The sequence below is a fragment of the Synechococcales cyanobacterium T60_A2020_003 genome (genome assembly GCA_015272205.1).
Classification (GTDB): Bacteria; Cyanobacteriota; Cyanobacteriia; order RECH01; family RECH01; genus JACYMB01.
This window is the reverse complement of sequence record JACYMB010000395.1, coordinates 1-26450: the sequence shown is the minus strand read 5'-3', so window position 1 is coordinate 26450 and position 26450 is coordinate 1. Positions and strand designations below refer to the sequence as shown.

The 26450-nt window shown below is 50.9% G+C and carries 23 protein-coding genes; 9 read left to right on the top strand and 14 right to left on the bottom strand.

What is annotated here, in order from left to right; genetic code table 11:
* Positions 1–40 precede the first annotated feature (40 nt).
* Positions 41–556, top strand: a complete 516-nt coding sequence (locus IGR76_19275) for a hypothetical protein (protein MBF2080591.1) — start codon at positions 41–43, stop codon at positions 554–556.
* A gap of 124 nt (positions 557–680) precedes the next feature.
* Here the strand turns inward: IGR76_19275 and priA are convergent, their stop codons facing one another.
* The 5 genes from priA to IGR76_19250 all read right to left on the bottom strand — a co-directional run bounded on the left by priA (position 681) and on the right by IGR76_19250 (position 9453).
* Positions 681–3245: a primosomal protein N' gene (gene priA / locus IGR76_19270; GenBank protein MBF2080590.1), complete on the bottom strand. Its 2565-nt coding sequence runs from the start codon at positions 3243–3245 to the stop codon at positions 681–683.
* A gap of 65 nt (positions 3246–3310) precedes the next feature.
* Complete coding sequence (locus tag IGR76_19265) at positions 3311–5695, bottom strand: phosphoenolpyruvate synthase (protein MBF2080589.1); 2385 nt, start codon at positions 5693–5695, stop codon at positions 3311–3313.
* Between the two features lie 45 nt (positions 5696–5740).
* Complete coding sequence (locus tag IGR76_19260; GenBank protein ID MBF2080588.1) at positions 5741–7393, bottom strand: deoxyribodipyrimidine photo-lyase; 1653 nt, start codon at positions 7391–7393, stop codon at positions 5741–5743.
* Between the two features lie 575 nt (positions 7394–7968).
* Positions 7969–8778 (bottom strand): hypothetical protein, encoded by an 810-nt coding sequence (locus IGR76_19255; GenBank protein ID MBF2080587.1) that lies wholly within the window; start codon positions 8776–8778, stop codon positions 7969–7971.
* A 210-nt stretch (positions 8779–8988) separates the two neighbouring features.
* The gene (locus IGR76_19250; protein ID MBF2080586.1) at positions 8989–9453 is read right to left on the bottom strand and encodes a DUF2141 domain-containing protein; all 465 of its coding nucleotides are present in this window, start codon (positions 9451–9453) and stop codon (positions 8989–8991) included.
* Between the two features lie 106 nt (positions 9454–9559).
* Between IGR76_19250 and IGR76_19245 the strand changes: the two genes are divergently transcribed.
* The gene (locus IGR76_19245) at positions 9560–10000 is read left to right on the top strand and encodes a YjbQ family protein (protein ID MBF2080585.1); all 441 of its coding nucleotides are present in this window, start codon (positions 9560–9562) and stop codon (positions 9998–10000) included.
* Positions 10001–10038: 38 nt separating this feature from the next.
* Here the strand turns inward: IGR76_19245 and IGR76_19240 are convergent, their stop codons facing one another.
* From IGR76_19240 to IGR76_19230, 3 genes are all read right to left on the bottom strand, one after another.
* Positions 10039–11499 carry a HAMP domain-containing histidine kinase gene (locus IGR76_19240; GenBank protein ID MBF2080584.1) on the bottom strand — a complete coding sequence of 487 codons (1461 nt, stop codon included), beginning with the start codon at positions 11497–11499 and terminating at the stop codon, positions 10039–10041.
* Positions 11500–11652: 153 nt separating this feature from the next.
* Positions 11653–13275, bottom strand: a complete 1623-nt coding sequence (locus IGR76_19235; protein ID MBF2080583.1) for a hypothetical protein — start codon at positions 13273–13275, stop codon at positions 11653–11655.
* Between the two features lie 148 nt (positions 13276–13423).
* Positions 13424–15145 (bottom strand): ABC transporter ATP-binding protein/permease, encoded by a 1722-nt coding sequence (locus tag IGR76_19230; GenBank protein MBF2080582.1) that lies wholly within the window; start codon positions 15143–15145, stop codon positions 13424–13426.
* A gap of 532 nt (positions 15146–15677) precedes the next feature.
* On the opposite strand from IGR76_19230, the gene IGR76_19225 reads away from it, so the two are divergent.
* Both IGR76_19225 and IGR76_19220 read left to right on the top strand, forming a co-directional pair.
* Entirely contained in the window at positions 15678–16106 is a 429-nt protein-coding gene (locus IGR76_19225; GenBank protein MBF2080581.1) for an anti-sigma regulatory factor, read from the top strand.
* A 272-nt stretch (positions 16107–16378) separates the two neighbouring features.
* Positions 16379–16834: an ATP-binding protein gene (locus tag IGR76_19220; GenBank protein ID MBF2080580.1), complete on the top strand. Its 456-nt coding sequence runs from the start codon at positions 16379–16381 to the stop codon at positions 16832–16834.
* Positions 16835–16890: 56 nt separating this feature from the next.
* Here the strand turns inward: IGR76_19220 and IGR76_19215 are convergent, their stop codons facing one another.
* Positions 16891–18417: a phospholipid carrier-dependent glycosyltransferase gene (locus IGR76_19215; GenBank protein ID MBF2080579.1), complete on the bottom strand. Its 1527-nt coding sequence runs from the start codon at positions 18415–18417 to the stop codon at positions 16891–16893.
* A 401-nt stretch (positions 18418–18818) separates the two neighbouring features.
* On the opposite strand from IGR76_19215, the gene IGR76_19210 reads away from it, so the two are divergent.
* Positions 18819–18992 (top strand): PCP reductase family protein, encoded by a 174-nt coding sequence (locus tag IGR76_19210; GenBank protein MBF2080578.1) that lies wholly within the window; start codon positions 18819–18821, stop codon positions 18990–18992.
* Between the two features lie 34 nt (positions 18993–19026).
* Here the strand turns inward: IGR76_19210 and IGR76_19205 are convergent, their stop codons facing one another.
* Positions 19027–19164, bottom strand: a complete 138-nt coding sequence (locus tag IGR76_19205) for a hypothetical protein (GenBank protein ID MBF2080577.1) — start codon at positions 19162–19164, stop codon at positions 19027–19029.
* A 307-nt stretch (positions 19165–19471) separates the two neighbouring features.
* Between IGR76_19205 and IGR76_19200 the strand changes: the two genes are divergently transcribed.
* On the top strand, positions 19472–20584 hold the full coding sequence (locus IGR76_19200; GenBank protein MBF2080576.1) for a lysine-2,3-aminomutase-like protein: 1113 nt from the start codon (positions 19472–19474) through the stop codon (positions 20582–20584).
* Positions 20585–20621: 37 nt separating this feature from the next.
* A complete protein-coding gene (locus IGR76_19195; GenBank protein MBF2080575.1) occupies positions 20622–22232 on the top strand; it encodes a hypothetical protein in 1611 nt (536 codons plus the stop codon).
* Positions 22233–22269: 37 nt separating this feature from the next.
* Here IGR76_19195 and mreD read toward each other — a convergent pair whose 3' ends face one another.
* The 3 genes from mreD to IGR76_19180 form a co-directional block, all read right to left on the bottom strand.
* The gene (gene mreD, locus IGR76_19190) at positions 22270–22791 is read right to left on the bottom strand and encodes a rod shape-determining protein MreD (protein ID MBF2080574.1); all 522 of its coding nucleotides are present in this window, start codon (positions 22789–22791) and stop codon (positions 22270–22272) included.
* Positions 22792–22838: 47 nt separating this feature from the next.
* Entirely contained in the window at positions 22839–23678 is an 840-nt protein-coding gene (gene mreC / locus IGR76_19185; protein ID MBF2080573.1) for a rod shape-determining protein MreC, read from the bottom strand.
* A 159-nt stretch (positions 23679–23837) separates the two neighbouring features.
* Complete coding sequence (locus IGR76_19180) at positions 23838–24845, bottom strand: rod shape-determining protein (protein ID MBF2080572.1); 1008 nt, start codon at positions 24843–24845, stop codon at positions 23838–23840.
* 393 nt (positions 24846–25238) lie between these two features.
* Between IGR76_19180 and IGR76_19175 the strand changes: the two genes are divergently transcribed.
* Positions 25239–25604: a single-stranded DNA-binding protein gene (locus IGR76_19175; GenBank protein ID MBF2080571.1), complete on the top strand. Its 366-nt coding sequence runs from the start codon at positions 25239–25241 to the stop codon at positions 25602–25604.
* On the opposite strand, the gene IGR76_19170 is transcribed toward IGR76_19175, so the two are convergent.
* Positions 25605–26096 (bottom strand): YraN family protein, encoded by a 492-nt coding sequence (locus tag IGR76_19170; protein ID MBF2080570.1) that lies wholly within the window; start codon positions 26094–26096, stop codon positions 25605–25607. It lies immediately after the preceding gene.
* Positions 26097–26278: 182 nt separating this feature from the next.
* On the opposite strand from IGR76_19170, the gene IGR76_19165 reads away from it, so the two are divergent.
* A partial coding sequence (locus IGR76_19165) for a hypothetical protein (protein MBF2080569.1) occupies positions 26279–26450 on the top strand: 172 nt, incomplete at its 3' end.

Genomic DNA, 26450 nt, shown 5'->3' with positions numbered 1-26450 from the left:
CCAGGACACTCTCAAGGCGAACCTGACCGTTTTTCTAATCATGCAACAAAGCCATATCTTTCTGCAGACGGGTGGTCCCGATATCATGGTTGGTGGTGCTGGGGGAGATACCTTTGTGTTTAGTGGTAAAAACGCGAAAGCGGCTCTCCGCACCTCTATCCTCTCCAGTCGCGCCAAGATTAAGGACTTCAACCAACGAGAGGGCGATCGCTTCCAACTTGACTATGACAATGACTACACGACAACCGGAAAGTCAGAACGCCCCGGATCGTTGTATAACGTCGGCACGGTCAAGGCTAAGAACCTTAAGGATGCCATCAGTGCTGTCTACGACGACATCATTCCTTCGAATAAGAAGTTAGAGCCACTACAGAAAGGTCACGCGGCCATTTTCCAGTACGGCAGCAAGTGGTATTTAACCGTCAACGACAATCGCCTCGGTTACTCTGAGAAGAATGATTTAGTTGCTGAGCTCGGCAAACTGACAAAATCCGATTTTGCGTCAGCGGGCGACTATAAGCCTGGAAAGCTTGAAGTCATCGACTACTTCGTATAGACATAATCCGGGCATTGTGGGATCGAGTCACGGCTCACAATGCATCGAACTAGCCGTTGGTGGTGCAGGTAGGTTTTCAGCCTGCACCGCTGCTTTTTATAGGTGCATCACCAACTCTCCAGGTCTACATGAAATTCAGCGGGTCTACATCTATAGTCAGGCTAACGCTAGAGGGACAGAGCGATCGCACCTCTTCCAAATTTGGTAGTGAGGCATCGGGATCCAAGCGTTTGAGCAAAATTTGCCAACGGTAGCGTCGTGCCACCCTAGGCACCGAGGCCGGAGCCGGACCTAGCAAGGCATACCCTGCACTTTCTGGATCGGAGGGACGAAGGCGATCGCCCAATGTTTCTGCGGTTTGAATCACTGCAGTTTGGTCAGGACTACTTAATCGCAACAAAATAAGCTGTCCATAGGGAGGATAGTGGAGATCGCGACGGTGCTGCAGTTCTTGATCAATAAAGGCATGATAGTGGTGCTTTCCGACCGCCCGAATCACCGGATGTTCGGGTGCATAGGTCTGAATAATCACCCGTCCGGGCGTTTCTCCCCGTCCTGCCCGCCCCGCCACTTGCGTTAAGGTTTGGAATGCCCGTTCGCTAGCGCGATAGTCGGCTAGGTTCAACAGTCCATCCGCCGCTACTACACCCACTAAAGTGACTTGAGGTAGATCGATTCCTTTGGTGAGCATTTGCGTTCCGACGAGGATATCTGCCTCTCCATTGGCAAACTGGGTCAGCAAGGCTCGGTGGGATCCCTTAGTGCGGGTGGTGTCGCTATCAAAGCGGAGACAGCGCAATTCAGGATAGTGCTGCTGAAGGTTTTGAACCACGCGTTGCGTGCCACTACCAAAATTTTTGAGATAGGCCGAGTCGCATTCGGGACAGGTGGCCGGATGACTACGCTGATAGCCACAGTAATGACAGCGCAGCAGAGGCGGTCCAGCCGCGTGAGTGTGGTGATAGGACAACGACACATCACAATGGGGACACATCACCACATAGCCACAGGCCCGACAGGAGACAAAGGTACTGTGTCCCCGACGGTGAATAAAGAGAATGCCCTGCTGTTGGTTTTGTTGAAGGTCTTCGAGGGCAATTTGGAGCGGACGACTAAAAATCGAGCGGTTCCCCGACTGAAATTCCGATCGCATATCGACAATCTGGACGGGAGGGAGCGGTCGGGCGTGAATCCGAGTCGGTAGTGAAAGATAGAGCTTTTCTGGTGTTGGAGAGACAGGCAGGCGATCGCTCAATCCTCTATCCGAGTCGTGATCAGATGGTCGTAATTCATGACAAATATCAAACCATGTATCTACCGCAGGTGTTGCCGATCCCAGAATTAACGGACAGTCACACAACGCCGCACGCCACTGGGCAACGGTGCGGGCATGGTAGCAGGGAGGGGGCTGATCCTGCTTAAAACTGCTGTCATGCTCTTCATCCAAAATGATCATGCCGAGCTTCGGCAAGGGGGCAAAGATTGCAGAACGAGTGCCGATCACAATTTGGGGCGTGCCCGTTAGCATCGCCCGCCAGGTGTCATAGCGTTCACCTTCTGATAGGGCACTGTGGTAGACCTGCACCTGCCCGCCGAATCGGGCCTGGAAGCGATCGGTCAATTGCGGCGTTAGGCCAATTTCGGGAACTAACACTAAAGCGGACTGACCGCGTTGGAGGACAGGGGCGATCGCCTGAAGATAGACCTCGGTTTTACCCGAACCCGTGACCCCGTGCAGCAACACCTGGGCATAGTGATTCAGGGACAAAATCCGTTGCAGCGCCTCCTGCTGTCCAGAGGTCAAGTCTTTCGGCATATCCGGGGTGATGTTCCCTTCTACTCCGGTACGCAACACCTCCCGTGACTGAATCACTACGCAGCCCTTTTGTGCCAAGGCTTTCACTACTGAAGAGCTAACGTGGCTAATGTGCAGCAGTTCCTGAAGTCCTAGCTCGCCACCGCGACGTTTGAGGATTTCTAAGATTTCCGTTTGACGAGCCGTGAGGTTTAAATCCGCAGGGATGCCGACCAGCGTAACGACCTGCCGCTGTTTTGGACGCACCGTACTTGGGGGTTCGAGATAGCTTTCCACCCATCCCCGCTGGAGCAGTTCCCGCAGTCCGCGATAGGCTCCCCGGACTTGGCGTTGAAGGTACTGCCACGTATAGTCGCCCTGTTTTTGTGCCCTTAGCGTTTCGAGAATCTGTTGGGCGACGGGAGATACAAAGGTTTCGCCTCCGGGTGGAATGGCCTCTGGCTGGAGGCGGATACGGCGCTGCGATCGCCCCAACAGTCCCGGAGGGAGAGCCGTCCGAATCACTTGAATCAGAGGCGTTTGGCAATAGGTGGCAACCTGTTCCAGCAAGGTCCAGTAGTGGGCTGGGAAAAATCGGGGACAGGTGATATCGTCCACCTCCCGAATGGAGCCAGAGTCCAGAGCAACGGGCGGACGTTCCAACATCCGAATGGCGATCGCCCCAACCTGCTGCGAGCCAAAGGGCACACTTAAAATATCCCCCGGTGCGATCGCCAGTTCCGGCGGACAGCGGTAGGTATAGAGACCCTGAGCCCCCGGACAATCCACCAAGGCTTCAACCCACTGCGCTGTTTCAGGAGCGTAGGAACGGGACGGTTCAGCAACCACAGGCAGATCCACAATCGGGTCAGGAGAGGCGGAGTAGAAGGTCATGACACTGGACAGGTGATGGATGGTAGGTATTGTAGAGCAGATGCACTAGGGGCGATCGCTCGGTATTAGAGAATTCGTGGAACGTTCACAGCCGTCGAACTTGCTTTAGCCTCGGCACGGGCGATCGCCTGTCGGCTTGTATCCACTGCATCAGGACTCACAGAGATAGACGTAATGCCCCACCCCACCAACCGTTCAATCAAATCTGGGTATTGACTGGGGGCTTGGCCACAGATGGAGCAGGGCAGATTCAATTGCCGAGCTGTTTGAACCAAGTGCTGGATCGCCGCCAGAACGGCTGGATGCAGGGGATTGTAGGCGATCGCCATTTCGGCCTGATCCCGATCGACGCCCAAGATGAGCTGAGTGAGATCATTACTCCCAATCGAAATGCCACTCACCCCCGCCTTTGCTAACGAAGGCAATAGGAACAGAATTGACGGCACTTCCGCCATAATCCAGACTTCCAGTAGATCCGGCTTAGGAAAGGCAAGCTTTTCGATGCGCTGACGACAAAAGACAAATTCCTCCACCGTGCGTACAAACGGAAGCACCACCCGAATATTGGTGAATCCGGCCTGATGGAGGTGGGCGATCGCCATCATTTCCAGATCAAATAGGCTGGGATCGGCTTGATAGCTGAGCGTTCCGTGCATTCCCAGGATGGGGTTGAGTTCAGAAAGCGTAGGGTGGTCGTCCCTAGACATCTCATGGGAACGCAAATCTAGGGAACGGTAGAACACCGGACGCGGAAAAAAGGCACGGGCAATCGTCTGAACGCGCTCGGCAATATCATTCACCGCCCAGGTTCGGTCAACTTCTGCTTGGCGATAGTGAGTCAGGCGATCGCCCAATAAAAACTCTGACCGCAACAGCCCTACCCCATCCACAGGCAGTGCTGCCAACTCCGTAGCCTGTTCTAACTGTCCCCAATTCACCAACAGCCTCGTTTTTAGAGGATGCGGTATGGAAGCGCTCTCGATATCAGACGACCACAGAGCAGGCGCGCTCGCGTTCGTTCCGCCTTGGTCGAATGGTTCCTGAGAGGCACGACTGGGATTGGACGCATTCAGCGCAATCTGAGTCGCCAGGTTTGCCGTGATTTTCTGCACCGTACCGCGATCGCCATCCACATAGATCTGATCTCCGGCTGCCAAAAGACGGGTCGCGTTCTCAATGCCGACCACCGCCGGAATCCCCAATTCCCGCGCCAGAATTGCAGCATGGCTGGTCATGCCTCCCTGTTCGGTCACGATTCCCTTGACGCGATGCAGCCACGCCAGCCAGCCTGGGTAGACCACAGGCGTAACCAGGATCACCCCCTCCGGGATATCTGCGCTGTCTTCCAAGGTTGGGGCGAGCCAAGCTGGGGCGATCGCCCGTCCCGGTGCCGCCGCTAATCCGTATAGGGTTTCTGGAACAGTGGCTTCGGGTTGCAACCCAACATAGGATGAGGGCTGGGAAACGGGATGGGGGAGAGGAGTGATTCGCACGATTCGGATGTCCGCAGGCGGAGATTCTGGAATTGTCCAATCCATCTGAACGGAATCGTCAGACTCAGCCCGGAACTGTTGGGCAAGGTAGACGAGGTGTTGGATCTGACTTGGCTGAAGAGCCGGCTGAGCTTGCAGGGCAGGGGCAAGATCAACCGCCCGCCCATCCACCCTAGGCAATGCTCCCTCTTGATGGTCGATGCTTGAATAAACGAGCTTCGTTTGGTAGAGCTTACGCCCTAGGCGTTCCTCGTATTCGGGATAGGACTGAAGCTGAATACGATATTCGTCCGGTGTAACGTTACCATCGGTGATCGCTTGCCTTAAGCCAACCGTAGAGCGGATTTCGATCTGGGAGTTGCTAATGTTCATTTCCCCACTGGCGATCGCATCCTCAATCGGCTGTACCAGAACAGCCAAGTGAACATGGCGCAACGGAATCTTCAGCCGATGCCAAACCACAAGACTCCGCGCCCGAAAAATTTCCGCCCATACCTGCTGCAACGCATGGGCGATCGCTCCAGGATACGGCAGACAAACCTGAGCCTTTAGCAATCCTCGTAGATTGGGGGATGCAGGGTCGGCGATCGCCACCGACGGACGCAAAATTAAGGCTGACGACCTCCATAGGTGGCCAGCCTCTAGGACACTGGACAGAAAATCATTGGGAACGGACGTTTGCGCCAAGATCTCCCGCAGATGGCGCACCACCGATTGCAACTGGCGGGGATTGTATTCATCAAACTGCAACGCGGACTCGGCCAATTCCACCAACAGCGGATAGGGCCAGGGGGTGAATTGCAAGACGCAGTGCAGCACTGTCGCGGGAATCACAAATCCTGGCTGTACGGGATATCCCTGCTGCATCGCTAGCGCCAGTTGCAGGGCTTTATCTCCCACCTGGAGGCGATCGCCAGCGCGAATGTGTTCAAGCCAGTAGGGAGTGAAAGCCGTCATGGGTGCCGTGAAGTACTACAGACATGATGCCTTAATTCTGCCGAATCAAAACAGGGTGAATTGGATCACAGACTCATCCTGGGACTTAGACTTTGACGCAGAACGACGACGCGTTTGCTGACGGGGCTGAATATCTACATGGGCGACAAACCAGGTGCGAAGCGCGTTGGCGTCCGTAGCGTCCAGGGCATCCAAATCTAGCGCTGCCGGAAATAAATCCCGACAGGGTTCCTGCGCCCAAGTCACGTCACTCTCAACGCGATCGCTCCCAAAGGGCACCACGGATTCCGGCAGCCGCGCCAAATGGGGAAACACATTGCGCGATAGCCGATAGCGCTGCCGCTGCTGTTCCAACTGCTGCACCCGATTTTGGCGAGCCGTTTTGTAATCCAGAATCGGCTTGGGATAGTCGGCAAAACTGGCCGGTAATCCTAAGGCGGCGGCGGGTAAATGCGCCAGTTCTGGTACCCACTGTTTGATGAACAGACCGTCCGGGTCGCAGCGATCGACAGCGGTTTGCTCCGGGTTATAAATCCGAGTCCAGGATTTATCAATGCAATGGGTCACGCCCGCCTGCATCGCCCACTGGTAATGGTCAATCGGGCAATCGCCATCAATCAAATGCCGCATAAAGTGGAGCGCCCCGTAACGCCAGTCCATCCCCAGTAAATTACTCAAAAAGCTGGCATAAATCGCTCGCACCCGAAAGTTAAGCTGTTTCCATCCCCCCGTTGCCTGGAGGCATCGCGCCGCCGCATCGATAATGGGGAATCCGGTTTGGCCACTTTGCCACGCTTGGTATAGGTCTTCGTCAAACGCCCACCCCTCCTCATCAAATACAGTGTAGAGCGATCGCACCTCCAACTGGGGTAGGTAGCGAAACCGCTGGGTAAACCCACTCCCCCAACGCAGGCGAGAAATGAATTGCGCCTTGCTCCGAGCAATACGAGTATCGGCGATCGGCAGTGTTTGAGCGGTTTGGTAGCACTCGCGCACCGAGATTGCGCCAAATTTCAGATAGGGACTGAGGCCGGTGGTAGCCTCTGCCCCCGGATAGGACAACTGCCAGTAGTAGCGATCGACTTTTGTATCCAAAAAGTCCTGGAGCTGTCGTCGGGCTGGGGCAGTGCCTCCGGGAGGAATCGGTTTGCCATCCGGTGTCAGCCCCAAGCTAGTCAAACTCGGCATGGCATCACTCGCCACCTCCTCAGGCACCACAATCGACGCCGGAGTTGGAACACAAGGCTGCTGCATATCGGCAAACCAGCGATCGCGATAGGCCGGATAGGGCATTAAATCGGGAAAACTGCCCGGTGGCTCAAACCAGCGAATTTTCATCTGGTTTTGGGCGATCGCCCGATTCAGGCGTGCATCGCGTACCCGTCCATAGATACGTTCGCAGTCCGTGTAGGCGTAAATGCCGTCGGCGTTGGTTTCCCGAACCAGTTGAGGCAATAGGGTGACCGGATCGCCAAATCGTAGGATTAACCGTCCGCCGCGATCGCGCAAATCCTGATCCAGCGCCTTCAAGCACTCCAGCATAAACGCGACCCGTGCCACGGCAGTCTCTGGATGCAGCAGCAACGCCCGATCGAGCACAAACACCGGAATGACCGCCCCCCGACTGGCCGCCCGGTGCAGGGGCGCATGATCAAAAACGCGCAAATCTCGACGATACCAAACCAGCGTTCGATTCATAGGGAAAACAAATGTTGGCTCAAGGAGACTGCTGGGCTGAATACACCTCAGGCTGAGTGCCGGGTTTTGATCTCATGTTCAAGTTTTATCGTGATTCTAGGGGCGATCGCCAATGTAATCCCCAATTTCAAAAATTTCATCTCTAGATGAAAGGCGAAAATCCGTGACACAGCAACGCATTTGTAACTCAAACCTGAGAACTCAAAACTCAAAACTGGTACAACCAAGCAAGTTCCCTTGCCTCCCACCCAAGTCTGAGGCCGAACGGCAGTAAAAACAGAACTGGCTCCATCCACAGAACAAACAGAGCCAGATTCTATTTCCATTGGGGAATGGAGCCGCGATATGTGACTTTTATAGAACGCTGGCAAAGACTACCCTCACCCTCGCCCTCTCCCAACGGGCGAGGGAACCGGAAATGTCCGAAAGCCCTTCTCCTTGGGGAGAAGGGTTGGGATGAGGGCAAAGGATGAGGGCAAATTAGTTGCACATCGCGTTAATGGAGAGAGCCAAGCAAACCTTGCTAAAGCAGAAGCGATCGCACCTCTAGGAAACGCGATCGCCCTTTTTGACTATTACTCAGCTTTTGGAGATTCTGCCGCTTCGGGGGTATCAGCAGGGGTGTCGGCAGATTTCTTCTCTTTCTTGGGAGCCGCCTCACCGTCCTCAGCCTTGCCCTTCTTGTCCGCCTTTGCAGGTTTTGCCGCTTTCGCGCCTTGGGTATTAACGACATAGGCCAAAGCCCCTTGCTGTTCCTGGCTCAATTCACTAAAACCAAAAACAGCGATCGCCAAGGGAGATAAGCCCTCAGCCTGCAACACTGCTTGCTTTTCAGCCGTTTGAAGAACGGATTGCTTACCACCCTTCACTTTGTTAATGACTTGCTTCTCCGCATCTCGAACGACATAACCGTTCTCTTTAACTTTCAGCACGTAAATGTTCTCATCAGTGGCATTCACAAAACGATGGCGCTGATCCCCGCCAGCCCGCAGCGCAAAGAGCTGCTTTTGAGATGCATCTTGAATCGTGTAGTTTTTACCCTTGATAGCGATAAAGCCCGTTACTTGACCACTCGCATCCTTGATTTCTACTTTTTTGCCATCGTCCGATTCAGTCATCGTATAGGTCGCCAGGGTTTGACCGCTGGCATCAACCAGTTCGGCACCATTGTCGGTAGGCTTCAGCGAAACCGTCGTTGCACCACTACCGTTTTGAACTACAAATTCTTGAGATTGCTTAGGCATTGCTTTATCTGACGTTTGTTCTGAAGGGGTTCCTTTTGAAGCTGAGGACGAGTCTTGATTGCCAGCGCTGCAACCCACAGACGCTACCAGAACCAGGGCTAGCAGACCGTACAAACCGTTGCGATATAGTTTTGTTTTCATGGACTCACTCCTACCTTCGTCTTTCGTCTTTAGGATTTATATGGGGTTAGCTTTAGAACACCTGTATTCATAGAGCGATACAGCGTCCTGAAAAAGGTTGAACCTGGCAATTGACTATTTGCCATGATAAGACGATTTGTCGCCATCATGTTACAGTTCTTCACGATCGCCCTCGGAGGCATTGAGCTACAAGGGGTCTTCAGCATTTCATTACTCTGGATAACGCATCGTGAGCTGGATTTCGGTCGTTGGACCTGCAACTACAAACATGGCATCTTCAAACTGAGCTGGCCCTGTCATAGCAGGCGCGTCATTGGAAAATCCGTATCCTTCGGACGGCATCCCAAAGGAATTGCGATTCATAATGCTATCTTCGTTTTCGTCATGGTAAACCGCCACCGCGTAGTTTCCGAAGGGAAGATCTTCGAACGTGACTGTTAACGGTACCTCTTCGATGGGAACGCATCGCTTTAAAACTGCGCTGTCATCTTCACTTGGAAAGCCCTGACGTCCAGAGAATAGCTTGAAGCAAACCGCTCCCTCTTGTGAATCAAGCGCATTCACCGTCACTTTTAGATTGCCATCAAGCTGTATTTGAGCTAGAGCCGATGGCACCACGACCAGCAGACTACCCAACGCAACCATACTACCGAGAGCATAAATTCGATTCATCATAGCGACGTGAATGGACAATTGCATGTACCGAGTGTCTGGCAACAAACGCAGGATAATTATGAATGCTCCCATACTACTTTGCCAGACGCCATAATCGGGATCTTGTATGCCAATCATTCATCAGATATTGACGCTGACCACCAAACCAGGCATCAGTGTTCAAAATCTAAACCTTCAACTGCAGGACGCTGTAGCAGCAAGTAAAGTTTCCAACGGACAACTCCTCGTATTTGTACGGCATACCACGACTGCTTTAGTCATCAATGAAGATGAGGAACGTCTGATTCACGATCTGAAGCAACACCTGGCTCGCCTGGCTCCTCCTGCAGGGCGGTACTTCCATAACGATTTGCACCTGCGGACTGTGCCGGACGATGAACCGATTAATGCCCATTCTCACCTGATGGCGATGATGCTGAGTACGAGTGAAGTGGTTCCAATTATGAACGGCAACCTGATGCTGGGAACTTGGCAATCGGTTTTGTTTTTAGACTTGGATGGCCCCCGTGAGCGTACGGTTTACCTACAAATTTCTGGAGAGGCTTAGGGCGATCGCCCTTCATTGCCCACTAGCAACCCACACGATTATGTGTAATCTCTAGCCTGCTCAGGACTCGCCACGGGCAATGTAAACCAAACCCTGTTCCCCTGTTTCGGTAGGCTATGAACCCCGATCGCTCCACCATGGGCTTCAATAATTTGCTGGCAGATGTAAAGTCCTAGCCCCGTTCCCAGCGTTTGCCGAGCGCAGGGCCCTTGGCTGTACAGATCGAATGCCTTGCTGCACTGATCGGCTACGATGCGATCGCCATTATCGCTAACACTGCAATAGACCCATCCTGATCCTCTGGATGAGTCTGGAGTGCCCCCACGCGCCCGTTTATTGCTTTGGTAGGGGTAGAGGGTACTGGTAAGCTGTGCCGACACCCACAGTTCTACGCCCGTCGGATTATGTTCCAAAATCGTGCTGAGTAGCGTATTGTACACCCGCTGAATTTGTAGAGGGTCAATGAACACCAGGGGAAGATCGGGAGGAACGCCAAGATGCAGAGTTGCACAACTCTGGTCGAGGTGCGGTTGGATATCCTGAGTGGCGGTTTCAACAATAGTGTTTAGAACTTCCGGAGTTTGTCGGAGGTAGATGCCCTCGGTTTCGGCGGAATGAACTTCGAGGAGGGAATTGATCAATTGCAACTGGCGATCGCTACTGTCAATCATGCGCTCTAGGATTGGCTTCGGAATTCGCGTTTCTGGATTTGGGCTGCGATTCAAATTTTTCAGCACTATCGTATTTCCCAAGACCGGATTGCGTAAATCGTGGGAAACCGCATGGAGGAAGAGGCGAAGCTGCTGCTGAAGCTCAAACTCCCGACGCAACAACCGCTCGTACAAATACACCCCCAAATCCGCAATAAAGCACACGATCAAGACATGAAAGCCCACCGAAATGTACGCGGTTTGGGTAAGCTCAATCGGCACAAAGGGATCCCTTAACCCCAAAAATCCGGTCGCGATCGCAAAGGTTCCCAACACGCCCAATTGAGCCATGAGATGCAGTTCCCACTGAATAGGAATCAGGATCGCATGGGCCATAAAGCTGATAATCCAGCCGTCATCGTTTAGAAGAACCTCGCCCCGTGCAATCAACATCAGTTGAGGCAGTAGGAGGATCGACCACGCACACCCTAGAAACAGAAGCCAACGCCGTTGCTGTAAACGCTTAACGCGGGTCATTCCCAAACACAGCAGGAGACCACATTCCTGGGCTGCAACCTGATAGAGGTAAAAACGCAATTGTTCAGGATGAATGTATTGGGACGGATCTCCAGCGGCATTGATCCCCGGAAATACGACCAAGACATTTAATACCGCGAGAATTCCCAAAATGACCACCGCAACCAGGATGGTGAGGCGCACCCGTTCCACCAAAAACTGTTGTCGCCACTTTCGGTAGTGCCCGGACATTTCGGGAAGCTGCAGTACCGTATGCAGCGATCGCGAAACAGACTGGGTACGAGTATGAAGGTGCTGAACCCAAGGCGTCATAACTCTCACTCAATACGTTCAGTATTGTGTAGATGGTCTCTGCCTAGAGTATGAAGATTTTCCGTCGATGCAGGTAGCCCCAATTAGATCACCCAGATGGAGGAATTTGGGATCTACGGAATACGCATCTGGACAAGTTCCTCATCTTCAGCGTCAGGGCGTCTCCGCGTCATCTTGCTTAATCGGAGTTGGAGGAGGAGCTGTAGGTAAGGCCGCCTCTGGAACGGGAGATGGAGCCGCTTCGGGTAAGGCCGGAGCCGGAGGGGGTGAAGATGCACCGAACGAATTGGTTTGGGACGCAGATGGATTTGGAAGGTTGGGAAGAACATTCGGATCGGGCGCTACCCCACTGTTGTCAGGAACAGATTCTGTCAGAGGCAGATCTGTCTCTCCCAAGGGATTAAGGTCTGCACTATCGGCAGCCGATTCGTCCGAGATGCCGTCATCTAAGTATGGATCTGGATAAAGTAGGGTTGAAGCTTGAGGAGCGGAAGGAGAATAGTCCGAGCGTGTCGGAGCCATCCAGCCAGAGTTGGGATGCTCAAACAGATATCCAGACGTTGTGTCAAGTTCTGATTCAGATTGTCCCGGCCAGTGATCTGAAGGGGGAAACGACTGGGCGCGATTAAACAATGCTGATGTTGAGCCCGTCGAACTATCTGTTGGCTCGCTAAATCGTAAGGCTGCCCCGGCTCCGGCTCCGGCAAATCCGGCAATCAGCGCGGTGATTCCTAACATCACAGGCAATCGTCGAGATGACCGTTTTCGATGAACGGGGCGCGAGGCCAAGGCTTCGGACTGAAGGGAGGTTTGAACTTGTAGAGCAGTGATGGGTTCGAGTTGAGTGCGTTCGCCAGTCGATGCGGGCATTGTCGCTTGGGATTGAAATGAAGATGGATCGAGCTCGGACGTTTGCATAACGGTAGGCGTTGAGGACGATAGATGGGGTTGAGATCCATGCTGTCGGGATGGCGCGATCGCCTGCTTGGGAAACGCTGGCATGGTGACCTTTGATTCCCCAGGAAGCAATCCTAGCCAGTCCTTCAGTACCCATTGATGGGTCGGTTGAGTCGCTAGTCCCCAGGCGATCGCCTCTACCAACTCTGGCGCAACCGCAATCCCAGCTTGACGTAGACGATACGCTAGAATGTCGCGATCCGCAAGATCGGGCGTCACCGGTTCCGTGGTTAACATTGTCCATAATACGGCTGCCAGCGATCGCACATCCTGCACAAACCTATCGGGTAACGATGAATCACGCTCGGACGGATTAGAAGAATGGGTTAGAGGTAAGCGAATACCTGTCAGCTTTACCCCATCTGGCCCATGACAGCGAATAATCGTAGCGGGTCGAATGTTGCCATGCCCCATGCCGCACGCATGGAGTCCTTGGAGTGCCGCACCCACTTGCTGCACGTAGGACAGCGCTAACGGTGAGGGCAGCGGCTCCCCAATCTGTAACAAGTCTTGCAGCGAAATGCCCTGGGGATACTCGAACCCAACATAGGGCAAACCGTCTTCGAAAAACACATCCACAACGTTCGCCAAGTGAGGATGGCGACAGGAGGCAACCTGGCGGGCGCTATGCAGAAAGGCTTGACTGATGGCATCAAAGGCCGGATCGTGCCGCACCTGCTCACTCAATGTTTCCAGGCAAAATAGCTGGTCTAGGTACGTATGATCAGCCAGATACTTAACAGACGTGGCATCCTGTGCAAGAGCCGTTCGAATAACGTAACGCTGCTGTTGTAACGGGGTTCCGGCTGCTAAAGTCATAGGCCATCCGAGTAAGCGTGCAACTGATCGTACAGCACAAGTACGGATATCTTAACGCTTTCTTCCACTGAAGGCGATCCGCCTCTGGACACTTTTGCTGCCATGAGTATCCTGGAACATTATTATTGCGTACCCATAGGGCGATCGCTCAAACGCCTGAACCCTGGCGAATTTGCCACGATTGTGCAGGCGCGAATTCCAGAAGTAGTCCATGATAGTCAATCAAAGTCGGGCGATGTCCCACACTCAAAAATGTGGTTCCCATGGCTTTAAGTTGGGCATACAGGCGCTCTTCATTGTCTGCATCTAGCGCACTCGTCGCTTCATCCAGAACCGCATAACGAGGCTGATTTAGCAAAAGACGGGCAAACGTCAGTCGCTGCTGTTCCCCCAGGGATAGCACATCGCCCCAATCCTGTTCAGCATCGAATCCGCCGAAGCGCTCATCTAAGTCGGCTAAATTGACCTGAACCAACGCCTGTTTTAAGCGATCATCCTCGACTTCTAAGTGCGTGTTGGGGTACAGCAACTGATCCCGCAATGATCCCAACACCATGTAAGGGCGTTGCGGTAAGAACAGAATGTGCTCTGCATCAGGACGATGAATGGTTCCCGTTCCCGTACGCCAGAGACCTGCGATCGCCCGCAGTAGGGAACTCTTCCCGCATCCACTCGGCCCCATCACCAGCAGGCCCTCGCCCGATGGCACCGTGAGGGACAGCTTTTCTACCAGCGTTCGCTGATCGTTGGGCGTTTTCAGGGTCAAATTCTCAATCGCTAGGTGATCCGCCTCCGTTATTTGAATCTGGGTGGCCTCTACCGATACCGCGTTTGCAGATTCTGCCTCCAAAACTTGGGCAAAGCTGTATAGACGACTGATCCCCGCCCCAAAGGTCGTTAAGGATTGAAAACGAGCCACCACCACATTTAACGAAAAGAACACGCGGATAAATGCACCCTGAGCCTCAGATACCTTACCTACCTCCATATCCCCAGCAAAAATAGCCGGAGCTACGACTAAGGCAGGCAGAATGAATGGAATAAATTCATAGGTATTGGTGAGAACATTCAGGTTCAGTTCCCACAGCAGTAGGCGTTTAACATTCTCAAACACGTCCAAAAATCTCTGCTTAACCGCATTCGACTCCCGCTCTTCCCCACGATAGAAGGCGATCGCCTCCGCATTCTCGCGCACACGCACCAAGCTAAACCGGAGATCCGCCTCCCGCTTCAACTGCTCAAAGTTAAGGCGAACCAGGGGTTTACCAAATACAACCGTGGTCACGAGTGTACCCACCACCGCATACAACACTAGAAACAGGACGAGGAGCCGCGAAATTCCCCACAGGACGCTGCTAAAGGCGATGACAGAAAGAATCGACTCCACAAGCACCAGCAAAAGAGCCAGCGACTCTTGGGTAAAACTGCGAATATCTTCAGCAATCCGCTGATCAGGGTTATCGATTTCAGAGGTCAGAACTTGCAGCGTGTAGTAAGGACGTTCCACCTGGGCATCCGACGTCACCACCGGAAGATAGCGATCGACAAACCGATGGGTCAGCCATTTGCGCCACTGCAAACTCAGGCGATCGCGTAGATAGGTGTAGCCTGCTAGCAAGGGCGCATACGCCACAAGCACCCCAATGAAGATGACCACCGTTTGCCAAAATCGAGATTCATCATGGGCCGAAAGCGCCGAAATCAGAACGCCCCGCTTATTGTTCAGCACCACACCCAAGCCTGTGTAGGCTAGCAAGAGAAGCACAACACTGAGGAGAAAGCCTCGCGCTTGCCATTTCTCCTCGCTGCTCCAATAGGTTCGGGCGATCGCCCAAAATTGCTGAACGATGCTGAGATTCAATCGATCCATATCTTTCCAAGGGCAGAGCGCTTCAAGAGTAACCAGTTGGAGTTTCGAACCCACAACGTGCAGGTATTCTAAATCCTCAATCTATCTCTAAATCCCTAACTGACGCAAAGCGTCATGCTTAGAATTATGACTGCAGCACTGGGGCGATCGCCTCGGAGGTTCCCAAGGCACAATACAAGCACACTAATTGTTAAGCTAATCTCCCCACCGATATCGTAAGTACAACTTTGCTGGGAAGATAGAACCGTAATCATCCATTTTCTTGTTTGTCAGTGCCGTTTGTCAGGGCATCTCCCATACATCCAGCAACACACGGATGTACTACCTAGCCCTAACATCCTATGTAGAATAAATGAATACTCTATATACGGGCTAAATCATATGGGCATATATGGGCTAAATCATATGGGCTAAATCTAAGCACCACAATGCAATCCTGGCTGCCCATGTCCTAGGCTGATTTTAGGTCAACTACACAAATGGCGATCGCGCTATGGAGTCCCTATCCAAACCACCGATTACCCCAGCAAGTTTGAAGACTGAAACACTTCTTCACAGCGCTGAATTTACAACTGAGACGCGATCAAACGCCGTTTTAGACGTGCTTGACTGGTTTGTAAACCTCCACCCTGACCATGTATCTTCAGAGGTGTGGTTAGAGTGCCAAACAGCCCTCATCGAAGGCTTTGATAATGCTGTTCGCCATGCTCATAAACATCTACCTGTAGAAACCCCAATTCGAGTCAACATTTCCATTTACCAACGAGCCGTCGCAATTCAGATTTGGGATCAAGGGCATCCAATAGGTTTCGATGCACTGTTACAGCAAACACCTGAAACCGTCAAATTAACCGCAGAAAGTGGACGCGGTCTGATGTTGATGCGTCGTGTTGCTGATTACCTCGCTTATACCCGAAACAATCATAACCAGAACTGCTTGCTAGTAATACGCGTGCTCTAGTTGACTGCGAACGTAAGTCCTAGAGAGGCAAAGAACTGGACGCGAAACGCAAGTCTCTTGGGGAATGTGATAAGATATAAACATCATGCTTCGATTCACTCTTTATGTGATTTACAATAGTTAAGTGTGTAATTTATTCAATACTTTAAGTGCATGCAAAAGAGTGAGGGCAGTACTTGAATCCTGGGAGTAGATTGCATGGGAACTGCATCCAGTCTCGCGGTCGTTCCAAGGACGTCTAAGTTAGTCTTGAATCTAGTGAGGGGTTTTGCGTGATTGCTATCTCACTACGTCCCAATGGTCGTAGGTGGGGCACAGTAAGTTTCGCCTCCACTCTCCACCTTCGCCCAGTTCTCGATTTGCTCCTGATGAATGTTCCTCCGCGTCTGCGGGAAGATATACGGCTGGGACTTCAAGAAGCGTTGGTCAACGCATCCAAGCACGGAAACAACCTGGATCCCAACAAAACAGTGCTGGTACGCTTCTCCTGGATGGATGGTCAGTATTGGTGGGTTATTTCCGACCAAGGTGCAGGATTCCAACCTTCACCTTGTGCTAATGAATTGGACTGTTCCCAAGAAGCCATTCATGATGTAGAGGAATGTGGTCGAGGGTTATATATCTTATATCAGGTGTTCGATCGTGTTCATTGGAACCACGAAGGGAATGAGCTGACCCTTTGCAAACAGGTTCCACGCCTACGGGAACGTCTTACATTAATGTTTTAGAGATGTTTCTAGGGGCGGTCGATCCGCAATAGCCCGTTGGTATGACGTTGCTCTTGCTATGGTTCTGACTTGTAGCAAGTATCGATCACCCTCAGTGTCGGGTTACTGAAGGCAAAGCTTCGATGCTTCGGTGAGATTTCAGTGTAGGGATATTGAAAGAGTTTCAGGTATTGCTGGTTTTTTTCATAAACATCTGGTGCTTGATTACTGAGAGTTCCAGCCAATAGATACCGTTCATACATAAAACTACTCGCAATCATCGTACAGACCTCTTGCGGATTAAACTCCGTTAGTCGAGGATACTCTGGTGGATAGACAAACGGTTTTACATAAGCCTCGTAGACGATAGGCTCTGCTTTAGAGAGCATGATCTCATTGACTTGATCTCTTGTATCTCGATTTAAGTAATAGCTCAACTTAACGCTATCTATAAAAGGGAAGAGTACTAAGATCGTGGTTAATGCTAGTGCAGAAAAACTTCTAACCTCCAGAGGAACATAATTAGCAATTAAATGAACTAATTGCATACCCATGTAAGCCAGAATGGGGATAAGCGGCACGATATAGCGCATGAAATCAGGCCAGGGCTTTAGCGGGGATAGTTCTATTGTCAGGTAATAGATCCCGACATAAACGATCAAAAATAGATCTTGCCAAGATGTCTCTCTCCACTGCCACATACTGTAGGCCATAAAGAGAAGGGCACATAGAAATGGTAGAGCTGTTAGAGATGGAATAATACTATATCTTGCATGGAATAGAAATAGATGTTCTAAAGGATTAATAGAAATGCCGATGTGTCCAGTGATAGCATGTTTAAATTCATAGTTAAATCCATTAATAAAAGTATTTGTACTAATTAAGATTGGAAAATTAATCAATAAAAATACAACAATAGAGATAATAAGTGCTAAGCTAACATTCTTAAAATAAGATAGCTTTCTCAGTTGAAAAACATAGAGAGGGGAGATTAGATAAACGAAAATAATGATAGGAGCTTTGTATTTTGCAGAAAGCATTAGTCCGGTTGCAAGTCCAAGCAGGATTACAGGTCTCCACATTAAGTCATGATTAGGCTTCGAAAATAATAGTGATGGGTTCAAGGAGGATTGGGTATCCAAAAATGCATCTATGAAGTGGAAAAAGCATATAAAGGATAGCAGTACGCTAAAGGTAAATGCAACGTCTTCCTTGAGGTAATGGCTATGAACGACCAACCCTGGGGCAACTGCTGTCAGAAGAGCGGCACCTAGAGCATATGGGGTAGGTAGGGTACGCCTAGCAAGTGTGTATATTAAGAAAACGCTGAGTGTTCCTAAAATTGCTGTTGTGGTTCGTCCTAAGGTAACAATGCTTTGTTCAGATTGGAATCTCAATACGCTGTTAAAGATTCTTACAATCTGAAGGATGAGAATAGGGTGACTAAAGTCTTGGGTATTATTCTGAATAAAATGAACCTTGATGACCTCATCTGGATGATATCCAAAGGGAAAGTTAATGCTATAGAGATTGAGAATAATTGAAACTAACAAAATGATGCTCAGTAGAGCAATATTTTTATTTCTATTCATATCCAGATTCATGGTTTGAGTTTTATAAGTAACTTGACTAAATTAAAAATTGTGTTTTTTTATTCGACCGTGCTGCTGACGGTGCAGGACTTTTGGAGATTTATATTTAATTATTTCTAGTAACTTATAAGCTGTTTTACATACGCTGCAATCATGTTTCGAAAACAATGCAGTAGCGTTGGGGATTTTGCCCTGAGAAGAGTTTTGTTTATTTCACAAAACAGTAGTTACAGCGTACTGATATGTAAACGCGCTGGTTAGGGCTAGACGATGGATGCGGGCGAGCGCCAGTACGATAGAACTATCGGGCGGAGAGTAGATGCTTTCGGCGTAGAATTCAGCAGAGCCAATTGTAAAAGTACAATTTTAACCATTAGACTAAGCAAGTATTCTAAATTGCGTTGACTTCACCTATGAGCGACTCTGTTCAGTGGACTCCCGAAGCCGAAGCTCGACTTAAAGAGATTCCGTTTTTTGTGCGCCCTGCAGCTCGCAAGAAAATCGAGAAGTTTTGCCAAGATCTTGGGGAGTCAGTCATCACGTCTGAAATGTACGATCAGGCGAAGCAAAAGTTCGGTTCAAATTGATAATCTTTACGCAAAAATTACAGCCTGTTTTCCCTCAAGCCATAATTTGTTGGGCGATCGCGTGAATGGTCTGCGTCACCGAATGATCGGGATCATGGAGGGTAAACAGCCCGCTACTTTCCAGAATCATCATTTCGTCTGAATGGGGCAAGATCCCAGCAACATCAAGCATTGACAGCTAAGGATTCTCGCTCAGGTTTAAGGCAACTCTTGCAAAGAAATGCAACATTTCCCGTTGAGATGGTTGGGGAAACACGGAGGTATTTGGTACCACTCGTAAAGTGTGCCGAACAACTCCATAGCCTGAAATTCTCAGTATACGGTTATTTCATTATATGGTTAGAGAAATTGAGTATCACAACCCAAACGGATCCATCTCCTAAAAATTATGGAGATTGATTTTACAATCTTGGGCTATGGTAAAACCACGGAACGGCAGTCGCTCGCGATCGCCCGTCGTTTTCATGAGGAAATTCAGCATGGTTTCTTTTGTGAATCGTCTGGTTTCAAATCAGAAACGGACTGCCCGCACAGGTCAGGATCTAACAGATGCAGGATTGATTTCCCCGGATCGCATTGCTGAGATTGATGAAACCCAACAGCAATTTTCAATGGCAGTCACACCTGCCATGATGGATCTCATCCATCCCAATAATGCGAATGATCCGATCGCCCGCCAGTTTATTCCGTCCTCAGATGAGCTGACGGTTCTGCCCGAAGAACGGGCCGATCCCATTGGCGATGATCCATTTACTCCCGTGAAGGGAATTACCCATCGATATCCAGATCGGGTGCTGCTCAAGCCGACCCATGTCTGTCCTGTTTACTGTCGCTTCTGTTTCCGCCGCGAAAAGGTAGGAAACGATGGTCAAGGACTCTCCCCTACTGAATTAGAGACAGCACTCGACTATATCCGTGATCACAACGAAGTGTGGGAAGTGATCTTAACGGGGGGAGATCCTATGATTCTTTCCCCTGAACGCATAGCGGCTATTATTCAAGCTCTAGACGCGATCGCCCATGTGGATGTTATTCGCATTCATACGCGGGTGCCCGTCGTCGATCCGGAGCGCATTACCCCCGACATGGTACAAGCCCTCAAAGTTGATACGCCCGTCTATGTGGTGTTGCATACCAATCATCCTCGTGAGTTCTCTGAAGAGTCCCGAACGGCGATCGCTCGCTTAGTGGATGCCGGAATTCCCATGCTGAGTCAGAGTGTCCTTCTGAAGGGCGTGAACGATGATCCTGAAACGATGACCCAGCTTATGCGGACGCTCATTCGCAACCGCATCAAGCCCTATTATCTCCATCACGGGGATATGGCCAAGGGCACAAACCACTTTCGCACCACGATTGCAGAAGGTCAAGCCTTGATGGAAGCGCTCCGGGGGCGGGTATCTGGACTGTGCCAACCCACCTACGTGCTTGATATTCCGGGAGGGTATGGCAAGGTTCCCCTGATGCCTCAATACGCCGTTCCCCAAGAAACTGATAACGATCCTCACAAGGAGCAATCCGAACGCTATTGGGTTCGAGATTCGTGGTCAGGGCTCCAAGCCTACCCGCCAGCGATAGAATCGGGGCAGTAGCAGCGCACCTATCCTCACGGCTCTAAAGGGGTAATCGATGACAGCCGTATCCAATGTGACCCGTGCTAAAGCTGGAGATCCCGATGCGATCGCCTGCCTTCTGAACCAAGCCTTTGCTGCCCATAGCATTACGGTAAGGGGCGATCGCCAATCGTCCCAGATCATCCTGTGTCTGGAAAGCCAAAATCCAGTCGATCAAGATTGGGTAACAAACACCGTCCAGCAAGGCATGGGGCGCTTGCAGCCTAAAGGGATCCGAACGGTTCAGATTCACTACAGCTCTAGCGCATTATCTCAACCGCATTGGAGTGTTGAGCTTTCTATGAATGAGGCGGCGGGCGATCGCCTGTCAACATCGTCATCCCCGGAGTCGCCACCATCGGCGTTGGATAGGGCCTATCACACCCTCCAGACTGAACCAGGGGAATCGTTAGATACCGTTCGTGATGCCTATCTGCGACTCAAAACGAACTGCTTACGCCAGGGCGATCGCGCTAGCGTTGCCCCTCTGAAGGCGGCCTACACCTTAATTCAGGAGAGTTTTCAGGAGCCTGCTCAATCCCTACCACCTCCGTCTAATGCCGATCCGGTAGCAGAGGCGATCGCCATCTTACCGAACGTGCTGCGAGAGCACGGCTTAGAGGGGCAAGGCAGACTTCATAACAATCAACTACAAATTCGGGTAGAACCCGCCTCATCTGCAAAACCCAACCGAGCGGTCGCCGTCATCTACACCCTCCTCGAACAGGAACGGTTCGCCCATCTCAGAAGTGCTGCACCAGAAGTAGCCGTCTACGGTTTAGCATCACCTAATAAAGTGGGCTGGCATCATCGTTTTCCAATGCCATCACCAGAACTTGAAGACAGCGTAGACAATCGAGATCTACTGTCGTTTAGGAATCGCCACATCAACACGTTTGGCTTCCCGATTCTAATCTTGCTAGGCATCGGGATCAACGCCATCCCAACCCTGAATTTTCTACTATGGGGCATCAAAGTTTGGTTCCATGAGTTGGGGCACGCCACGATTGCCTGGATGTCTGGACGTCGCGCCATCCCGCTTCCCTTTGGATGGACAAATGTGAGCGAAGATCGTTCCCTTTTTGTGTATTTTGGAGTGCTGATTTTATTAGGGCTGCTATTCTGGGCAGGCCGACGCGAACGCCAGCGATGGCCGATGATTCTAGCAGGAGTTTTAATCGTGGTGCAGTTCTGGTGTACTTGGCTGTTACCCGAACCCCAATTTGAAACGCTGCTGTCCTTTGGCGGAATTGGCGGCGAATTCTATATTTGTGCCTTGCTCATTGTCAGTTTTTACTTCCCGCTCCCTGCCTATTGGCGATGGGATTTCTACCGTTATCCGGTTGTATTAGGGGCTGCCTACACCTTTTGGGGTCAGTTTTGGCTGTGGCGACAAGTTAAACGGGGAGTGGGAGATATTCCTTGGGGTTCCCTCTGGGGGGGAGAGGAAAATGGCGACATGAATAATCTAAGCTACGCGGGCTGGAGCGATCAGCAGATTATTAATACCTACGTAACGATAGGAAACCTGTGCCTACTCGCCCTGATTAGCGTCTACATTTACGTGTTACTCAAGCAAAACCATCGCTACCTATTCAGACTGTCGCAGCATTGGCTAGCGAGGTAACTCTAAATCTCCCTCACCTGACTACAACCAATAGCTCCTAGCTCCGCTGATCCATAAACCGCACCCATTCCCACCAGCGATTCAGTGGATAGTAAATCACTGGAGCCCATAGGCTACTCAAAATCGCAGAGCTAAGCGCAATCCGTTGATATTCAAACCAGATTTCGGCCAGAGTAGGATAGGCACGATGGGCAGAATTAGCAAAGCTTTCAATACTGAACTGTACAGCCGTAATCGTCTCCGTCACAACGGCCATACCAAACACAATTAGGGCAACGGAAATAAAATCTTCTTGGACATAGCGCTGCTTCTGCAGACGGGACGTAATGACTCCTGCCAGAATTAGACTGAAAGTATGGGTGGGTTCATAGAAGGTCATCCCATCTTGAATGAGGCCCAGCGCTAATCCGGCGATCGCTCCCTGCCAAATGTTACGGCTAATGCTCCATGACACGACCCAAATCAGCAGCCAATTCGGGGCAACCCCCAAAAGCTCCATTCCTGGCAACCGCGTGGGCAAAATAAATAAGCAAATCACTACCGATGCAACGGTGACCAGGCAGTCCAGGATCCATCGTCCAAGAGGGCTAAGCGACAGCGTCCGAATCAAGGGCGTTCTTCCTCCCCACTGATGCGGTCGGTCTCTGTCGGTAATACTTCATCTCTCGAAATATCAAGCTGCTGCGCTTCATCCTCTGAAAGCTTTGAATTGTCGTATGCGACGACCCATTCAACCATGTTGATCGGGGCAGAAAGCGTTACCACAGCTTCTGGAGCTGGACTCTTATTCAAATTCACAGACTCTACCTGCCCCACCGTTAACCCTGGCGGGAAAAGCTGGCTGTACGTTGATGTTACCACCACATCACCAGGGCGTACATCTGGAACCTTATCAAAAAATTCCATCACAACCCGGTTCTCAGATTGTCCACGAACATAGCCCATCGCCCGCGATCGGCTGACGGTCACTCCCACCCGACTCGTCGGATCGCTAATCAACAATACACGACTTGTATTGGGGGTAACTTGTGTCACTCTACCAATCAAACCACCCGTGCTCACTACAACGGAGCCCTCACGGATACCATGATTGGAACCCCGCCCAATCACAATTTGCTGCCACCAATGGTCGGAACTGCGACCGATGACAGGCGCAGAAATTCCCTCATCGGGGTTCTTAGAGGTGTAATCTAGTAAGCTCTGAAGCTGCTGATTCTGGCTTTCCAGGTCTGCAATGCGTTGCTCTAGCTCGCGTGTATAGGCATAGGCATCTTTAAGGATGTCATCCTCTAGTGGACTAGCTTGAAAGGGACGCGTAATCACCCGATACACTTCAAAAACAGGAGCCGCTTGAGTTTGACGTAATGCCCAAGCTCCCGCTAGGGCCAAAACGACGACCCCTATCTTTAACCCGTATTGATCCCACCAACGTCGTGAAGTAAACATTAAGCCCAGAATGTGATGCGTACGGAAACCATCGGAGCAGACAATACTATTCCAAGTGTCCTATATGAAATGACCTATCTACCACCCTTTATACGATCTGTCCAGCTTGAAGGTTGTTATCGCTAGGACAAAGCTAGGACAGAAGCCAATAGACTGAGCTTAAAAACTTCGTGAACGACCGCTGAAGACCCGCTCTAGCTGTTTAAAGTTCTCTAGAACACGCCCTGTCCCCAACACAACACAACTTAACGGATCAGCCGCAATGTGTACAACAATGCCAGTTTCATGGCTAATCAGGGTATCCAAGCCCTTGAGCAGTGCGCCACCACCCGCCAACATAATGCCGCGATCAATAATGTCTGCAGCAAGTTCAGGAGGTGTTCGCTCTAGAGTGCGCTTAACTGCCTCGACAATGACGAGCAGTGGCTCGGCCATTGCTTCTCGAATTTCTGGACTCTTAACCGTTACGGTTCTAGGCAATCCGGATAAGAGGTGCAACCCTCGCACATCCATTACAATTTCGTTGTCGTCTTCTGCCGGATAGGCAGACCCAATCGTGATCTTGATTTCTTCGGCAGTGCGCTCACCAATCACGAGGTTATGCACTTTCTTCATGTACTGGGTGATGGAGTCACTTAGCTCATCCCCAGCGACGCGCACAGACTCGCTCAGTACAGTTCCTTGCAAACTGAGGACGGCAACCTCGGTGGTTCCACCGCCAATATCAATAATCATATTTCCAGTGGGTTCCGCTACTGGAAGCCCCGCCCCAATTGCTGCGGCCACAGGCTCGTCGATGAGGTAAACATCGCGTGCTCCAGCCTGGGATGCCGCTTCCATCACCGCACGCCGCTCCACACCTGTAACACCGCTAGGAATGCCAATCACAATCCGAGGTGAAACTAGAGTACGCCCCTCGTGGACCCGCCGAATGAAGTGCTTAAGCATCAGTTCAGCGGTTTCAAAATCTGCAATGACGCCATCACGGAGCGGACGCAGGGCTACGACGTTGCCAGGGGTACGGCCTAGCATTTTCTTGGCATCTTCTCCAACCGCAAGCGGAATCTTCTCATTTTGATCTATGGCCACCACCGATGGTTCTTGCAGTACGATCCCTTTGCCGGAGACGTAAACCAAGGTGTTTGCGGTACCTAGATCGATACCCATGTCTCGTGAAAATGAGAAGCGATTGAAGAAATTCACTAGCTTTTTACTCCTCAAAAAGTAATAGCGATCGCCGTTAATAAAAATTTAAGGTTGTTAGTATCCAACGGTCGATGAGGATTCTATAACGTTTTAGGCATAGAGTCTAGCAACTTGCGAATTTTGGAGTTGCTCGGCGTTGGCTGAACTGCAATTAGCGAATGCAGGGTTAATAGTGACTGTTGCTCGTCTATATTAACCTTTGTCACGGCTTATTGGAGTAGGTTCGCTATTGCGCTATATGCATCACGTATATTGACACTAAGGCACCGTATATAGAGTCTAGATCGACACTGGTAGAGATTCGATATACTGTGCTAAGGATGCGATAAGAACAAATGAACTGGAGAAACACCTATGAGCATCAATGTCGTCAATCTAGTCGGTCGGGCTGGACGCGATCCAGACGTGAAGTATTTCGAGAGTGGCAACGTTGTTTGCAATTTGACCTTGGCTGTCAATCGGCGGCGACGTGACTCAGATGAGCCGGATTGGTTCAGTTTGGAGATTTGGGGCAAAATCGCCGAAGTTGCGGCCAACTATGTGCGTAAGGGCAGCCTGATCGGCGTGACAGGCGCTTTGAAATTTGATCATTGGCAGGATCGGGCTACGGGTGTGGATCGCTCTAAGCCCGTAATTCGAGTTGATCGGCTGGAGTTATTAGGGTCTAAGCGCGATCAGGATGCCAGCATGGGTAGTCAACCTTACGACGACGAATTTTAGCTATACCGTGAAAGCATCAAACGCTCCCGCAATGTATTGCTCTAGCGTGAGAGAGCAGGACTCGTAGGGAACAGGTTGGCCTAGAACAATATCTTCAGGAGATGGAGAAATGGCTGTCCTGTCTAGCTTTGGCATCCACGACACAAGGGCTACGTCAAAACGACAGAAGTTGTTTGCATGGTCTGGATGTTCGGATAAAAAGAGCTGCGCTGCCTTGCAAAGCTTGATCTGTTTTTGGGTCGTCATTGCCAATAGGCCATCGCGATCCCAATTTCCCTGACCCCGCACTTTTACCTCTACGAAGGCTAGGGTGTTTTGCCCCTGATGGGCGATCAGATCCAGTTCCCCCCAGCGGCAACGCCAACGCTGATGCAGGATTTGCCAGTGCTGTTGCAGGAGCCAATCTCGCACTAGATGTTCACCCAGGATTCCGGCTTGAGCGGCGATCGCACTATTCCGCTTGGGCGATCGCCGTGAGTTTGCCCTATTCATGTAGACCTGTATCTATACATGTAGACCTGTATCTATAGATGATGTTTACTCAACACATTCCGGTAGTATCAGGATAGGAAACGGATGGCCTGGGATGACTCCCGTAAATTACGGAGTGTTGGGTTAATTCAATGTTCTCCGTACTAAGTTCTGAAAGCATTTTGAGAGATTGTAGGTTTAGCATGACGGTTCAAACGTGTCAACTGGAAGTCGAACGTAAAACCCACCGATGCTGGATTCGTCGCATTGCCCGATTGGTGATTCTGGCCCTTGTTGCGATAGGTCTCTGGGGGGCGATCGCCGTTAAGCCTGCGATTCAACCGGTATGGGCCGAGGACTACAACAAAGAAATCT

Coding starts and splice junctions, on each gene's coding strand:
- IGR76_19195 (MBF2080575.1), top strand. CDS start 20,622: ATGACAGCCGTATCCAATGTGACCCGTGCTAAAGCTGGAGATCCCGAT.
- IGR76_19245 (MBF2080585.1), top strand. CDS start 9,560: ATGCCAATCATTCATCAGATATTGACGCTGACCACCAAACCAGGCATC.
- IGR76_19215 (MBF2080579.1), bottom strand. CDS start 18,417: ATGAATCTGGATATGAATAGAAATAAAAATATTGCTCTACTGAGCATC.
- IGR76_19200 (MBF2080576.1), top strand. CDS start 19,472: ATGGTTTCTTTTGTGAATCGTCTGGTTTCAAATCAGAAACGGACTGCC.
- IGR76_19205 (MBF2080577.1), bottom strand. CDS start 19,164: ATGCTTGATGTTGCTGGGATCTTGCCCCATTCAGACGAAATGATGATT.
- IGR76_19170 (MBF2080570.1), bottom strand. CDS start 26,096: ATGAATAGGGCAAACTCACGGCGATCGCCCAAGCGGAATAGTGCGATC.
- IGR76_19260 (MBF2080588.1), bottom strand. CDS start 7,393: ATGAATCGAACGCTGGTTTGGTATCGTCGAGATTTGCGCGTTTTTGAT.
- IGR76_19230 (MBF2080582.1), bottom strand. CDS start 15,145: ATGGATCGATTGAATCTCAGCATCGTTCAGCAATTTTGGGCGATCGCC.
- IGR76_19255 (MBF2080587.1), bottom strand. CDS start 8,778: ATGAAAACAAAACTATATCGCAACGGTTTGTACGGTCTGCTAGCCCTG.
- IGR76_19210 (MBF2080578.1), top strand. CDS start 18,819: ATGAGCGACTCTGTTCAGTGGACTCCCGAAGCCGAAGCTCGACTTAAA.
- mreC (MBF2080573.1), bottom strand. CDS start 23,678: ATGTTTACTTCACGACGTTGGTGGGATCAATACGGGTTAAAGATAGGG.
- IGR76_19175 (MBF2080571.1), top strand. CDS start 25,239: ATGAGCATCAATGTCGTCAATCTAGTCGGTCGGGCTGGACGCGATCCA.
- IGR76_19265 (MBF2080589.1), bottom strand. CDS start 5,695: ATGACGGCTTTCACTCCCTACTGGCTTGAACACATTCGCGCTGGCGAT.
- IGR76_19240 (MBF2080584.1), bottom strand. CDS start 11,499: ATGACGCCTTGGGTTCAGCACCTTCATACTCGTACCCAGTCTGTTTCG.
- IGR76_19275 (MBF2080591.1), top strand. CDS start 41: ATGCAACAAAGCCATATCTTTCTGCAGACGGGTGGTCCCGATATCATG.
- IGR76_19250 (MBF2080586.1), bottom strand. CDS start 9,453: ATGATGAATCGAATTTATGCTCTCGGTAGTATGGTTGCGTTGGGTAGT.
- IGR76_19180 (MBF2080572.1), bottom strand. CDS start 24,845: ATGGGTATCGATCTAGGTACCGCAAACACCTTGGTTTACGTCTCCGGC.
- IGR76_19235 (MBF2080583.1), bottom strand. CDS start 13,275: ATGACTTTAGCAGCCGGAACCCCGTTACAACAGCAGCGTTACGTTATT.
- priA (MBF2080590.1), bottom strand. CDS start 3,245: ATGACCTTCTACTCCGCCTCTCCTGACCCGATTGTGGATCTGCCTGTG.